Origin of the sequence: Frigoribacterium sp. CFBP 13605 (assembly GCF_014839405.1) — a bacterium.
Taxonomy (GTDB): domain Bacteria; phylum Actinomycetota; class Actinomycetes; order Actinomycetales; family Microbacteriaceae; genus Frigoribacterium.
Genome location: NZ_JACYNS010000074.1, coordinates 1 through 12,815 on the forward strand (window position 1 = coordinate 1; position 12,815 = coordinate 12,815).

Below are 12,815 nucleotides of genomic sequence, written 5' to 3' on the forward strand. Positions count from 1 at the left end.
GCGGCCTGCGCGATCGCGCCGGACCCGGACCCGGACCCGGACCCGGACCCGGAGGCGCTGGTCGCCTCGGTCGGTGGGGCGGCGCACCCGGCCGCCAGGGTGGCCACGACCGCACCGACCAGCGCGACCCGTGCGAACGTCGCGCGTCTCATGTGGCCATCTTGGGTCACGTCGCGCCGGGAAAAATCATCCGCCAGCACGACTTCCCCCCGAGCTGGCCGAGAGACCCCTGAAGAGCGCCTGCGCCGACGCCTGCATGCGAGGCCCGGAGAACATTTCATCGAAGGCGCCTGCCGGCGTCACCGCCTGCGTGCAAGGCGCGGAGAAGATTTCATTCGAGGCGCCCCCGGCGCCGGACGCCGGAGGCGTCGAACGAACACAGAGGGGATGACGGGAATCGAACCCGCGTGATCAGTTTGGAAGACTGAGGCTCTACCATTGAGCTACATCCCCGTGAGCGGCCGGGCCGCACGGGTGAGACCAGCATAAGGCATCCGACGAGGTCGCTCAGTCACGGCCCCTCGGTGTCGGCTAGACTCGACGCGGCCTTCACGTACCCGACCTCAACGGGGCTCACGCGTGCCGGCCGGTTCCAGGCTGATACACGGGGCGTAGCGTAGTGGCTAGCGCGTCCGTTTTGGGGGCGGAAGATCGCAGGTTCGAGTCCTGTCGCCCCGACGATCGTCTACCTGCTGTCTCGGATGTGAGTTCAGCGCCACCAACACAGGAGAAGCCCCACATTGGTCCAGACCACGGTTGAGAAGCTCAGCCCCACGCGCGTCAAGCTCAACATCGTCGTCACCCCCGACGAGCTCAAGCCCAGCGTCACGCACGCCTACGGTCACATCGCCGAGTCGGTCAACATCCCCGGGTTCCGCAAGGGCAAGGTGCCGCCGCCCATCATCGACCAGCGCGTCGGTCGTGAAGAGGTGTTGAACCACGCCGTCAGCGAGAGCCTCGACAAGTTCTACCGCGAGGCCGTGACCGAGACCGAGATCCGCGTCCTCGGCCGTCCCGAGGCCGACGTGGTCGAGTGGCCGAACGTCAAGGACTTCTCGGGCGACCTTAAGATCGCCGTCGAGGTCGACGTGCGTCCCGACTTCGACCTGCCCGAGTACGACGGCCTCGAGCTGACGGTCGACACGGTCGACATCACCGACGACGAGATCGCCGAAGAGCTGACGAACCTGCGTACCCGTTTCGGCACGCTGGTCACCGTCGACCGCCCCGCCACCACGGGTGACTTCGCGCAGATCGACCTGACGGCCACCATCGGCGACGACGTCGTCGACACCGCCAAGGGCATCTCGTACGAGCTCGGCTCGGGCGAGCTGATCGAGGGCATCGACGAGGCCCTCGAGTCCCTCACCGCCGGTGAGAGCACCACCTTCGAGTCGAAGCTGCTCGGCGGGGACCGCGAGGGCGAGACCGCCCTCATCGCCGTCGACGTCACGGCCGTCAAGGAGCGCGAGCTGCCCGAGGCCGACGACGACTTCGCCCAGATCGCCAGCCAGTTCGACACGATCGACGAGCTCAAGGGCGACCTGAAAGAGCAGCTCGCCAAGTCGAAGACCTTCGGTCAGGGTGCCCAGGCACGCGACCAGGTCGTCGAGAAGCTGCTCGAGGCCGTCGAGATCCCCGTCCCCGAGAAGCTCGTCGAGGACGAGGTGCACCGTCACCTCGAGCAGGAGAACCGCCTCGAGGACGACGAGCACCGCGCCGAGGTGAAGGAGAGCAGCGAGAAGGCCTTCCGCAACCAGATCCTCCTCGACGCCATCGCCGAGAAAGAGGCCGTCAAGGTCGAGCAGGACGAACTGACGCAGTACCTCATCCAGGGTGCGGCGCAGTACGGCATGGAGCCCGGCGAGTTCATCAAGGTCCTCGACCAGAACGGCCAGATCCCCGCCATGGTCGGCGAGGTCGCCCGCAGCAAGGCCCTCGCGGTCGTGCTCAGCAAGGCCAAGGTCGTCGACGGCAAGGGCGACTCGGTCGACCTGTCCGCCTTCACGGCGACCGCCGGCGTCGGCGGCGACGACGACGACCACGCGGGTCACGACCACGCGTAAGCGAGAGCGGCGGGTCGGCTGACCCGTCACGTCCGAGAGGGCCGGGTGCGAGTGCGCACCCGGCCCTCCGTCGTTCCCGGCACCGCGCCTCCCGGGCTCGTGGACGGGCCCCCGACGGGGCCGGGGAGGCGCGGTATCTGCCGTGGGCGAACAGCCCGGAACCCGTGCGTTGGCTCCGATAGATTCGACGACAAGCGACAACGAATGGGAGCTCCACCATGGCCGACGTGACACTGCCCAACAGTGTTTTTGACCGACTGCTCAAAGACCGGATCATCTGGCTCGGCTCTGAGGTCCGCGACGAGAACGCCAACGAGATCGCCGCGAAACTGCTGCTGCTCGCTGCGGAAGACAGCGAGAAGGACATCTACCTCTACATCAACTCGCCCGGCGGGTCGATCACGGCGGGCATGGCGATCTACGACGCCATGGAGTTCGTGCCGAACGACATCGTCACCGTCGGCATCGGCATGGCCGCGTCGATGGGCCAGCTGCTCCTGACGGCCGGCACCAAGGGCAAGCGCTACATCACGCCGAACGCGCGCGTCCTGCTGCACCAGCCGCACGGAGGGTTCGGCGGCACCTCGTCGGACATCCAGACGCAGGCGCAGCTCATCCTCTCGATGAAGCGTCGACTGGCCGAGATCACGGCCGCACAGACGGGCAAGACCGTCGAGCAGATCAACGAAGACGGCGACCGCGACCGCTGGTTCACCGCCGAGGAGGCCCTCGAGTACGGCTTCGTCGACCACATCCGCGGCTCGGCCACCGACGTCGTCGGCGGCGCCGGCACCGACCAGGCCTAGGCCCTCCGCCCCTTCGTCAGAACGAGAAAGAGAAGAACTCATGGAACTCCCGATGATGGGTGGCGCGGGTCGAGTGCAGACCCCCAGCTCCCGGTACATCCTGCCCAGCTTCGAAGAGCGGACGGCCTACGGCTACAAGCGTCAGGACCCGTACGCGAAGCTGTTCGAAGACCGCATCGTCTTCCTCGGCGTGCAGGTCGACGACGCCTCGGCCGACGACATCATGGCCCAGCTGCTCGTGCTCGAGAGCATGGACCCCGACCGCGACATCACGCTGTACATCAACTCGCCCGGTGGCTCGTTCACGGCCATGACGGCCATCTACGACACGATGCAGTACATCCGTCCCGAGATCCAGACGGTCTGCCTCGGTCAGGCCGCCTCGGCCGCGGCCGTCCTGCTCGCCGCGGGTCAGCCCGGCAAGCGTCTCGCCCTGCCCAACGCCCGCGTGCTGATCCACCAGCCCGCGACCGGTGGCAGCAGCGGCGGCCAGGCCTCGGACATCGAGATCCAGGCCGCCGAGGTGCTCCGCATGCGCACCTGGCTCGAAGAGACCCTGTCGAAGCACTCGAACAAGACGCCCGAGCAGGTGAACCGCGACATCGAGCGCGACAACATCCTCGGTGCGCAGGAGGCCCTCGACTACGGTCTCGTCGACCAGGTCCTCGGTTCGCGCAAGAACCAGCCGGCGGCGCTCACGCGCTGATCACGGCACGACGACGACGGCCCCGGGCACCCGCCCGGGGCCGTCGTCGTGTCGACGGGCGGAGGGACGCCCCGGCGTCCGTCCGCCACTACCGCGGATGTGCTCGAACCCCCCGGGTCGGTCCGTGAGTGTCGGCGGATCGGGTTAGGCTCGTCCCACACGACGACCGGTCCCGGTCGATGACCTCATCCAATCAGGGAGGCCGAGCATGGCGCGCATAGGTGAGAGTGCCGATCTGCTCAAATGCTCGTTCTGCGGCAAGAGCCAGAAGCAGGTCCAGCAGCTGATCGCCGGTCCCGGCGTCTACATCTGCGACGAATGCGTCGAGCTCTGCAACGAGATCATCGAAGAGCGCCTCGCCGAGGCCGGCGACGAACCCGCGAGCGAGTTCGACCTGCCCAAGCCCCGCGAGATCTACTCGTTCCTCGAAGAGTACGTGATCGGTCAGGACGCGGCGAAGCGTGCGCTGTCCGTGGCCGTCTACAACCACTACAAGCGGATCCGTGCCGCCTCCACCCTCACGGCCGCCGAGTCGCTGGCCGACGAGGTCGAGATCTCGAAGTCGAACATCCTGTTGATCGGCCCGACCGGCTGCGGCAAGACCTACCTGGCCCAGACCCTCGCCAAGCGACTCAACGTGCCGTTCGCCGTCGCCGACGCCACGGCCCTGACCGAGGCGGGTTACGTCGGCGAAGACGTCGAGAACATCCTGCTGAAGCTGATCCAGGCTGCGGACTACGACGTCAAGCGGGCCGAGACCGGCATCATCTACATCGACGAGATCGACAAGATCGCCCGCAAGGCCGAGAACCCGTCCATCACGCGAGACGTCTCGGGCGAGGGCGTGCAACAGGCACTGCTCAAGATCCTCGAGGGCACCGTGGCCTCGGTGCCGCCGCAGGGTGGCCGCAAGCACCCCCACCAAGAATTCATCCAGGTCGACACGACCAACGTGCTGTTCATCGTCGCCGGGGCGTTCGCCGGACTCGAGGACATCATCTCGAACCGCGCCGGCAAGCGGGGCATCGGCTTCGGCGCCCCGCTGCACAGCAAAGAGGACGAGGCGGCCCTCTTCAGCGAGGTCCTGCCCGAAGACCTGCACAAGTTCGGTCTGATCCCCGAGTTCATCGGCCGTCTGCCCGTGGTGACCACGGTGACGCAGCTCGACCAGCCGGCCTTGATGCAGATCCTCACCGAGCCCAAGAACGCCCTCGTGCGGCAGTACCAGCGCATGTTCGAGATCGACGGGGTCGAGCTCGAGTTCGATCGCGGCGCCCTCGAGGCGATCGCCGACCTGGCCGTCCTGCGCCAGACCGGTGCCCGTGGTCTCCGCGCCATCCTCGAAGAGGTCCTCGGGCCGATCATGTTCGACGTTCCGTCCGACGACACCGTCGGGCGCGTCGTCATCACGCGGGCGTCGGTGCTCGAGAACGCCGCGCCCACGATCGTGCCGCGCCTCGTCGAGCAGCGCACCGAGAAGTCCGCCTAGCAGCGACGTCAGAACGCCCCGGCCGGTTCGGCCGGGGCGTTCTCGTGTCAGGCGAGGCCGCGGCGGGCGAGCAGCGGCTCGACGCGGGCGTCCCGCCCACGGAAGTCGCGGTAGGCCTCGAGGGGGTCCTTCGAGCCGCCGACGCCCAGCAGGCGTGCGCGGAACCGGTCGCCGTTCTCGCGGGTCAGCCCGCCGTTCTGCTCGAACCACTCGACCGTGTCGGCGTCGAGCACCTCGCTCCAGATGTACGAGTAGTAGCCGGCGTCGTAGCCCCCCGAGAAGGTGTGCGCGAAGTACGTGCTCGAGTAGCGGGTGGGGACCGACGCGAGGTCGAGGCCGACCGCGGCCAGCGCCTCCTGCTCGAACGCCTCGACGTCGGTGACCGCCGCGGCCTCGGCCGACGAGAGGGCGTGCCAGGCCTGGTCGAGCAGGGCCGCCGCGAGGTACTCGCTCGTCTCGAAACCCTGGTTGAAGCCCTGGGAGGCGAGGAGGGCGTCCACCAGTCGTTGCGGCAGCCGGTCGCCGGTCTCGTGGTGCACGGCGTAGTTCGCGAGGACCTCCGGCCAGAGCATCCACATCTCGTTCACCTGGCTGGGGAACTCGACGAAGTCGCGGAAGACGTTGGTGCCCGAGAAGCTCGGGTAGGTCACCCGGGCGACGAGACCGTGCAGGGCGTGCCCGAACTCGTGGAAGAACGTGGTCACCTCGTCGAGCGTGAGGAGGGTCGGCTGGTCGGCCGGCGGCTTCGGGACGTTGAGGTTGTTCACCACGACGGTGGGCAGCCCGGTGAGCGACGACTGCGAGACGAGCGGGTTCATCCAGGCGCCGCCGCGCTTGCTGTCGCGCGTGTAGAGGTCGAGGACGTAGAGGCCGACGTCGCCGCCGTCGGCGTCGGTCACCTCGAAGACCCGCGCGTCGGGGTGGTAGCCCATCAGGTCGGCGCGTTCGGCGAACCGCAGGCCGTAGAGCAGCCCCGCGGCGAAGAAGACGCCGTCCTGCAGCACGCGCTCGGCCTCGAAGTAAGGGCGCATCGCGGCCGTGTCGACGTCGTGCTCCTCGGCGCGCACCCGTTCGGTGTAGAAGGCCCAGTCCGAGGCCCGGATCGTCCGGCCGGCGACGCGCTCGAGTTCGGCCTGCTCGGCGCGGGCGTTCCGGGCGGCAGGAGGCGCCAGTCGCCCGAGCAGGTCGGCCACCGCCCCGGGGGTGCCCGCGGTCTCGCCCGCCGTGACGTAGGCGGCGTGCGACGCGAAGCCGAGCAGTTCGGCCCGCTCGGCGCGCAGCCGGGCGATCTCGAGGACGAGTTCGCGGTTGTCGTGGTCGCCTCCGCGCCGCCCGCGCGACAGCGATGCCTGCATGATCCGATCCCGGAGTCCCTCGTCGGTCAGGCTCGCCAGGTAGGGGTGCCCGCTGAAGAGGACGAGCGTGATGACGTAGCGGCCCTCGAGCCCTCGCTCTCGGGCCGCCTCGGCGGCGGCCGCGATCGCCCCTGCGTCGAGTCCGTCGAGTTCGGCGACGTCGTCGACCACGACGGCGAGGTCGTTCGTGTCGGCCAGCAGGTTCTTCTCGAACCTCGTGGACAGGGTGGAGAGCCGGCCGTTGAGGTCGCGGAGGCGGACCTTGTCGTCGTCGGCGAGGGCGGCTCCCGAGCGGGTGGCCTCGGCGACGAGCCGCTCGACGAGGTAACGCTGTTCGGCGGTCAGGTCGAGGGCGTCGCGGCGCTCGTGCACGCTGCGGAGACGGGCGAAGAGCCGCGGGTCGAGTCGGATCGCGTCGGCGTGCGCCGCGAGCCGCGGGGCGAGTTCGAGTTCGAGGGCGTCGGTGGCCTCGGTCGAGTCCGACGAGGTCTTGTTGAAGAAGACGTGCTGGACACGGGTGAGGATGGCGCCGCTGCGTTCGAGGGCGGCGACCGTGTTCTCGAAGGTCGGCTCGGCCGGGTCGGTCGCGATCACCTCGACCTCGGCCAGCTGTTCGGCGAACCCGGCGTCGAACGCGGGGCCGTAGTCGTCGTCGGTGATGCTCGCGAACGGCGGCAGGGAGTACGGCAGCGTGCTGGGGGAGAGGAACGGGTTCGTCATCAGCCCACACTAGGAGGCGCGCTAGGGTCGCCGCATGAGCGAACGCCCCGAGACGCCCGCCCGGTACACCCACGGCCACCACGAGAGCGTGCTGCGCAGCCACGCGTGGCGGACGGTCGAGAACTCCGCCGCGTACCTCGAGCCGCACCTCGTGCCCGGGGTCAGCGTCCTCGACGTCGGGTCGGGGCCGGGGACCATCACCGTCGACATCGCGGGCCGCGTCGCGCCCGGTCGCGTGATCGGCATCGACGCCGCCGCCGGCATCGTCGAGCAGGCGACGTCGCTCGCGGTCGGGGCGGGGCTCCACAACGTCCACTTCGAGACCGCCGACCTGTTCGCCCTGCCGTTCGACGACGACGCCTTCGACGTGGTGCATGCGCACCAGGTCCTGCAGCACGTCGGCGACCCGGTCGCCGCCCTGCGCGAGATGCGCCGGGTGGCGCGGCCCGGGGGAGTCGTCGCCGTCCGCGACGTCGACTACCACGGCTGCGTCTGGGCACCCGAGAACCCGGGTCTCGACCGGTGGATGGACGTCTACCAGACCGTGCACCGGGGCAACGGCGGTGAACCCGACGCCGGGAGGCGCCTCAAGGGGTGGGCGCTCGAGGCGGGCTTCGTCGACGTGGTGAGCAGCGCCTCCGTGTGGTGCTTCGCGTCCGACGAGGACCGCACGTGGTGGGGCGACAGCTGGGCGGCCCGCGCGACGGAGTCGGCGTTCTACGCCGACGCGATCGAGAAGGACGCCGCCACGCACGACGAACTGCACGCGATCGCCGACGCCTGGCGCTCCTGGCGTGACGCCCCCGACGGCTGGTTGATCATGCCGCACGGCGAGCTGCTCGCCCGCGCCTGACGGCTCACGACGTCCCCGGTGGACGCGACGTGCCGCTCACCTCGAGAGGTGAGCGGCACGTCGTGGCTCCGAGGACGGGCCGGTTCAGTCGTCGTCGCCCTCGGCGTCGACGGGCTCGTGGATGCGGGCCTCGCCGGTGACGGCGTCGACCCGGATGACCGTGCCGTCGTCGAGTTCGACGACGGGGCGACGCTCGAGCCAGGTCAGCGTCCAGCGCCACGACGTGGCGTCGACGCCCTGGTCGGAGAGTTCACGCTCGACCTGGGCGACCGCCCCGAGGACCGCGGCGGGCAGCTCGGCCGGAGCCGCGCCTCCGACGCTCCACCGCGTGCCGAGCTGCATCAGGCACCCGCCGTCGGGGCCGGAGCGGCAGCAGCGCCGGCGTCGGTCGGCACCTCGGCGAACACGATGTCGCCGACCGCCAGTTCGTCACCCTCGGCGAAGGACAGCTCGGCGATCTTGCCGACCGCGGCGAGGTCACCCGCCGCGAGCTTCACGAGGTCGAGCTGGGCCGAGGGGCCCGTGATGACGGCCGAGGCCACGGGGGTCTTCTGTGAGGCCTTGGCGTCCGACTTCGCCCGCCGGACGAAGATCAGTGCCTGCCCGACGAGCCCGACGAGGCCGGACGAGGTCTCGCCCTCGGAGAGTCCGAGCTCGTCGACCGTCGGCCACGCGGCCCGGTGCACCGAGTCGTCGTGCGTCCAGGACCAGACCTCTTCGGTCGCGAACGGCAGGTAGGGCGCGAGCAGACGCAGCAGGCCCTCGAGCACCGTGCGCAGCGCGAGCACGGCCGAGGCCTGCTCGGCCGGCGTGGTGGCGCCGTAGGCGCGCTCCTTCACGAGTTCGAGGTAGTCGTCGCAGAACGTCCAGAAGAACTTCTCGGTCGTCTCGAGCGCCCGGGCGTGGTCGTAGCCCTCGAGCGCCTCGGTCGCGGTCTCCATCACGGCGGCGAAGGACGCGAGGAGGTCGCGGTCGAGCGGCTGGGTGATCTCGAACTCACCCGACGGCAGCTCGAACGAGTACACGAACTTGGCGGCGTTGAGCACCTTGATCGCCAGACGGCGACCGATCTTGATCTGCTTGGGGTTCTGGGGGTCGAACGCCGCGTCGGTGCCCAGGCGGCTCGACGCCGCCCAGTAGCGCACCGAGTCCGAGCCGTGGTCGTCGAGCATGGCGGCCGGGGTCACCACGTTGCCCTTCGACTTCGACATCTTCTTGCGGTCGGGGTCGACGATGAAGCCCGAGATCGAGGCGTTCTTCCACGGCACGGTGCCCGACTCGAGCTGCGACCGCAGCATCGTCGAGAAGAGCCAGGTGCGGATGATGTCCTGCCCCTGGGGGCGCACGTCGTACGGGAACACGAGGTCGAACAGCTCGGGGTCGCGCTCCCACCCGCCGGCCAGCTGCGGGGTGAGCGACGAGGTCGCCCAGGTGTCCATGACGTCGACCTCGCCGACGAATCCCCCGGGCACGCCCCGCTGCGACTCGTCGTAGCCGGGGGCGGCCTGGGACGCCGGGTCGATGGGGAGCTGCGCCTCGGTGGGAACGATCACCTGGTCGAAGACGGGGTTGCCGTCGCCGTCGAGCGGGTACCAGACCGGGATGGGCACGCCGAAGAAGCGCTGGCGCGAGATCAGCCAGTCGCCGTTGAGGCCGTTGACCCAGTTGTCGTAGCGGACGCGCATGAAGTCGGGGTGGAAGGCCACCTCACCGCCGCGCTCGAGGAGCGAACCCTTCAGCTGCTCGTCTCGGGCGCCGTTGACGATGTACCACTGACGCGTCGACACGATCTCGAGCGGCTTGTCACCCTTCTCGAAGAACTTGACCGGGTGCGAGATCTTGCGGATCTCGCCCACGAGCTCACCCGACGCGGTCAACTGCTCGACCACGGACTGCTTGGCACTGAAGACCGTCTTGCCGGCCAGCTGCGCATAGGAGGCGCGCCCCGCCTCGGACGTGATCGCCTCGGGGGCCTCGCTGACGAAGCGGCCGTCGAAGCCGATCACGGCACGGTTCGGAAGCTGCAGCTCGCGCCACCAGACCACGTCGTTGGTGTCGCCGAAGGTGCAGACCATGGCGATGCCCGAGCCCTTGTCGGGCTGTGCGAGGTGGTGGGCCACCACCGGCACCTCGACGTCGAACAACGGCGACCGGACGGTCGTGCCGAACAGCGCCTGGTAGCGCTCGTCGTCGGGGTGCGCGACGAGGGCCACGCAGGCCGGCAGCAGCTCGGGCCGCGTGGTGTCGATCAGCACGTCGCCCTGACCGTCGGTGCGGTGGAACGCGAGCTTGTGGTAGGCCCCGGGCATCTCTTTGTCCTCGAGCTCGGCCTGCGCCACGGCCGTGCGGAACGTGACGTCCCAGAGCGTGGGGGCGTCGGCTTGGTAGGCCTCGCCGCGGGCCAGGTTGCGGAGGAACGCCTTCTGGGCGATGGCCTGCGAGTCGTCGTCGATGGTGCGGTAGCTCTGGGTCCAGTCGACCGAGAGGCCGAGCTTCCGCCAGACGTCCTCGAACTGCTTCTCGTCCTCGACGGTGAGCCGCTCGCACAGCTCGATGAAGTTGCGGCGCGAGATCGGCACCTGGTCGGCGGCCTTCGACGACTTGTTGTCGCCCCCCTCGAAGGGCGGGGTGAAGTCGGCGTCGTAGGGCAGCGACGGGTCGCAGCGCACGCCGTAGAAGTTCTGCACGCGACGCTCGGTGGGCAGTCCGTTGTCGTCCCATCCCATCGGGTAGAACACGCGCTTGCCGCGCATGCGCTCGAACCGGGCCTTGACGTCGGTGTGCGTGTAGCTGAACACGTGACCGATGTGCAGGCTGCCCGACGCCGTCGGCGGCGGGGTGTCGACCGAGAACACGGAGGCGCGGGTCGCGTCGGTGCGGTCGAAGCGGTAGGTGCCGCCGGCCTCCCAGACCTGACCCCAACGGGCCTCGAGTCCTTCGAGGGCGGGCTTCTCGGGCATCGCTGACGGCATGGTCTTCTCCGGTTCTGTGGACGGCACCGTGTCGGTGGGGAGGTGCCTGGTTGTGGGACTCCGACCAGTGTACGCACCCCCGCGAGGGCTCCTCGTGGACCGCCACCGCGCCTCCTGCGCGCTGCAGTGGCTGCACGCCTGCACGCCCTGCACTGGTACTGACATGGCGGTTCTGTTAGGCTCGACGGGTTTTTTGCCGACGCTGGGGTCGACTGCCACCGCCCGACGACCTGGAGGCCTCACCCGATGTCAGCCAAGAAGAACGACAGCAAGAAGCCCGCCCGCCGCAGCCTGACCACCGACGACGTCACCGTCGTCGAAGAGGGTCTGCTCAAGCGCGCGGTCAGCGCCGCAGCCCTCGGAAACGCCATGGAGTGGTTCGACTTCGGCGTCTACGCCTACATCACGACGACCATCGCCCAGGTGTTCTTCCCGCCGGGCAACGACGCACTCAACATCCTGTTCACCTTCGGCACGTTCACCGCCGCGTTCATCGTGCGGCCGATCGGCGGCGCGTTCTTCGGCCCGCTCGGCGACCGCATCGGACGCCAGAAGGTGCTCGCCCTCACGATGATCCTGATGGCCGCGGGGACGCTCGCCATCGGCCTGATCCCGTCGTACGCGACCATCGGCCTCTGGGCGCCCGTCCTGCTGCTGCTGGCGCGCCTCCTGCAGGGCTTCTCGACCGGCGGTGAGTACGGAGGCGCGGCCACGTTCATCGCCGAGTACTCGCCCGACAAGCGCCGCGGCTTCATGGGCTCGTGGCTCGAGTTCGGCACGCTCGCCGGCTACGTGCTCGGTGCCTCGCTGGTCACCGGCCTGCAGCTCGGCATGAGCGAGGAGACGCTGCTCGCCTGGGGCTGGCGCATCCCGTTCCTGATCGCCGGGCCGCTCGGCCTGATCGGGCTCTACCTGCGCCTCAAGCTCGAAGAGACGCCGGCCTTCCAGAAGCAGCAAGAAGAAGCCGCCGGTCGCGAGCACGTCAAGGTGCCCCTCGTGAAGCTCTTCGCCGAGAACTGGCGGGCGTTGATCGTCTGCATCGGCCTGGTGCTCGTCTTCAACGTGACCGACTACATGCTGCTGTCGTACATGCCGACCTACCTCACCAACACGCTGGGCCGCAGTGCGACCTCGGGGCTGTTGCTCGTCATCGTCGTGATGGTGCTGATGATGATCGTCATCACGTTCAGCGGACGCCTGAGCGACCGGTTCGGCCGTCGACCGGTGCTGTTCGCCGGCTGCGTCGGATTCTTGGTGCTGTCGTGGCCGGCGCTCAAGCTCGTGCAGTCCGAGAGCACGCCGCTCGTCTTCGTCGGCCTGCTGGTGCTCGGCCTGGTGCTCGTCACGTTCACGTCGACCATGCCGTCGACGCTGCCCGCGCTGTTCCCGACGATCATCCGCTACGGCGCACTGGCCATCGCGTTCAACGTGTCCGTCTCGCTCTTCGGCGGCACCACGCCCCTGGCCACCGAGGCGCTGGTCGTCTGGGCCGAGGGCGAGGGCTTCTCCTGGGCCCACGACATCCCCGCCTTCTACCTCATGGCCGCGGCCGTGATCGGCCTCGTCGCCGTGTGGTTCACGAAGGAGACCGCCAACGAGCCGCTGCTCGGCTCGGGCCCCTCGGTCGCGACCGACGACGAGGCGCGCGAGCTGGTCGAGGCCTACGCCGACGAGTCGAGCGAGGTCGCGAAGTCGGACTGGGCGCTCGAGTGGGCGCAGTCCGGCCTCATCGACGTGGTCGACCCGAAGGCCGCCGAGGCCGACGCCGCCCGCCGCGGCTGAGGCGGCTGCCCGCCCCGGCGGGCCGGGCCGCGTCCGCCCCGGGGCAGGGGCCGATTAGGGGCAGGG

General features: G+C 69.3%; 9 protein-coding genes and 2 tRNA genes. 7 read left to right on the forward strand and 4 right to left on the reverse strand.

Features of this window, described 5'->3' with window-relative positions; translation table 11 throughout:
* Window positions 1-382: 382 nt before the first annotated feature.
* Window positions 383-453, reverse strand: a tRNA-Gly gene (locus tag IFT36_RS12195).
* A 152-nt stretch (window positions 454-605) separates the two neighbouring features.
* Between IFT36_RS12195 and IFT36_RS12200 the strand changes: the two genes are divergently transcribed.
* The 5 genes from IFT36_RS12200 to clpX all read left to right on the forward strand — a co-directional run bounded on the left by IFT36_RS12200 (window position 606) and on the right by clpX (window position 5,067).
* Window positions 606-678: transfer RNA gene (locus tag IFT36_RS12200), tRNA-Pro, on the forward strand.
* Between the two features lie 62 nt (window positions 679-740).
* A complete protein-coding gene (gene tig, locus IFT36_RS12205; protein WP_056048379.1) occupies window positions 741-2,066 on the forward strand; it encodes a trigger factor in 1,326 nt (441 codons plus the stop codon).
* 218 nt (window positions 2,067-2,284) lie between these two features.
* Window positions 2,285-2,872 carry an ATP-dependent Clp protease proteolytic subunit gene (locus IFT36_RS12210; protein ID WP_043597035.1) on the forward strand — a complete coding sequence of 196 codons (588 nt, stop codon included), beginning with the start codon at window positions 2,285-2,287 and terminating at the stop codon, window positions 2,870-2,872.
* Between the two features lie 40 nt (window positions 2,873-2,912).
* Window positions 2,913-3,578 (forward strand): ATP-dependent Clp protease proteolytic subunit, encoded by a 666-nt coding sequence (locus tag IFT36_RS12215; protein ID WP_056048376.1) that lies wholly within the window; start codon window positions 2,913-2,915, stop codon window positions 3,576-3,578.
* 208 nt (window positions 3,579-3,786) lie between these two features.
* Window positions 3,787-5,067: an ATP-dependent Clp protease ATP-binding subunit ClpX gene (gene clpX, locus IFT36_RS12220; protein WP_043597039.1), complete on the forward strand. Its 1,281-nt coding sequence runs from the start codon at window positions 3,787-3,789 to the stop codon at window positions 5,065-5,067.
* A 47-nt stretch (window positions 5,068-5,114) separates the two neighbouring features.
* On the opposite strand, the gene IFT36_RS12225 is transcribed toward clpX, so the two are convergent.
* A complete protein-coding gene (locus IFT36_RS12225; protein WP_200413262.1) occupies window positions 5,115-7,142 on the reverse strand; it encodes a M3 family metallopeptidase in 2,028 nt (675 codons plus the stop codon).
* A 34-nt stretch (window positions 7,143-7,176) separates the two neighbouring features.
* Between IFT36_RS12225 and IFT36_RS12230 the strand changes: the two genes are divergently transcribed.
* Window positions 7,177-7,995: a methyltransferase domain-containing protein gene (locus IFT36_RS12230; protein ID WP_200413263.1), complete on the forward strand. Its 819-nt coding sequence runs from the start codon at window positions 7,177-7,179 to the stop codon at window positions 7,993-7,995.
* A gap of 84 nt (window positions 7,996-8,079) precedes the next feature.
* Here the strand turns inward: IFT36_RS12230 and IFT36_RS12235 are convergent, their stop codons facing one another.
* Both IFT36_RS12235 and valS read right to left on the reverse strand, forming a co-directional pair.
* On the reverse strand, window positions 8,080-8,337 hold the full coding sequence (locus tag IFT36_RS12235; protein WP_123571857.1) for a hypothetical protein: 258 nt from the start codon (window positions 8,335-8,337) through the stop codon (window positions 8,080-8,082).
* Window positions 8,337-10,955: a valine--tRNA ligase gene (gene valS / locus IFT36_RS12240; RefSeq protein WP_200413264.1), complete on the reverse strand. Its 2,619-nt coding sequence runs from the start codon at window positions 10,953-10,955 to the stop codon at window positions 8,337-8,339. The genes IFT36_RS12235 and valS overlap by 1 nt, the downstream gene beginning before the upstream one ends.
* Window positions 10,956-11,213: 258 nt before the next feature.
* Here valS and proP point away from each other — a divergent pair, with 258 nt between their 5' ends.
* A complete protein-coding gene (gene proP / locus IFT36_RS12245) occupies window positions 11,214-12,749 on the forward strand; it encodes a glycine betaine/L-proline transporter ProP (protein WP_159826919.1) in 1,536 nt (511 codons plus the stop codon).
* Window positions 12,750-12,815: the final 66 nt, after the last annotated feature.

What these genes read in the sequence shown, in the direction of transcription:
- IFT36_RS12230 (WP_200413263.1), top strand. Translation starts at nt 7,177, where the DNA reads ATGAGCGAACGCCCCGAGACGCCCGCCCGGTACACCCACGGCCACCAC.
- IFT36_RS12215 (WP_056048376.1), top strand. Translation starts at nt 2,913, where the DNA reads ATGGAACTCCCGATGATGGGTGGCGCGGGTCGAGTGCAGACCCCCAGC.
- valS (WP_200413264.1), bottom strand. Translation starts at nt 10,955, where the DNA reads ATGCCCGAGAAGCCCGCCCTCGAAGGACTCGAGGCCCGTTGGGGTCAG.
- proP (WP_159826919.1), top strand. Translation starts at nt 11,214, where the DNA reads ATGTCAGCCAAGAAGAACGACAGCAAGAAGCCCGCCCGCCGCAGCCTG.
- IFT36_RS12210 (WP_043597035.1), top strand. Translation starts at nt 2,285, where the DNA reads ATGGCCGACGTGACACTGCCCAACAGTGTTTTTGACCGACTGCTCAAA.
- clpX (WP_043597039.1), top strand. Translation starts at nt 3,787, where the DNA reads ATGGCGCGCATAGGTGAGAGTGCCGATCTGCTCAAATGCTCGTTCTGC.
- IFT36_RS12225 (WP_200413262.1), bottom strand. Translation starts at nt 7,142, where the DNA reads ATGACGAACCCGTTCCTCTCCCCCAGCACGCTGCCGTACTCCCTGCCG.
- IFT36_RS12235 (WP_123571857.1), bottom strand. Translation starts at nt 8,337, where the DNA reads ATGCAGCTCGGCACGCGGTGGAGCGTCGGAGGCGCGGCTCCGGCCGAG.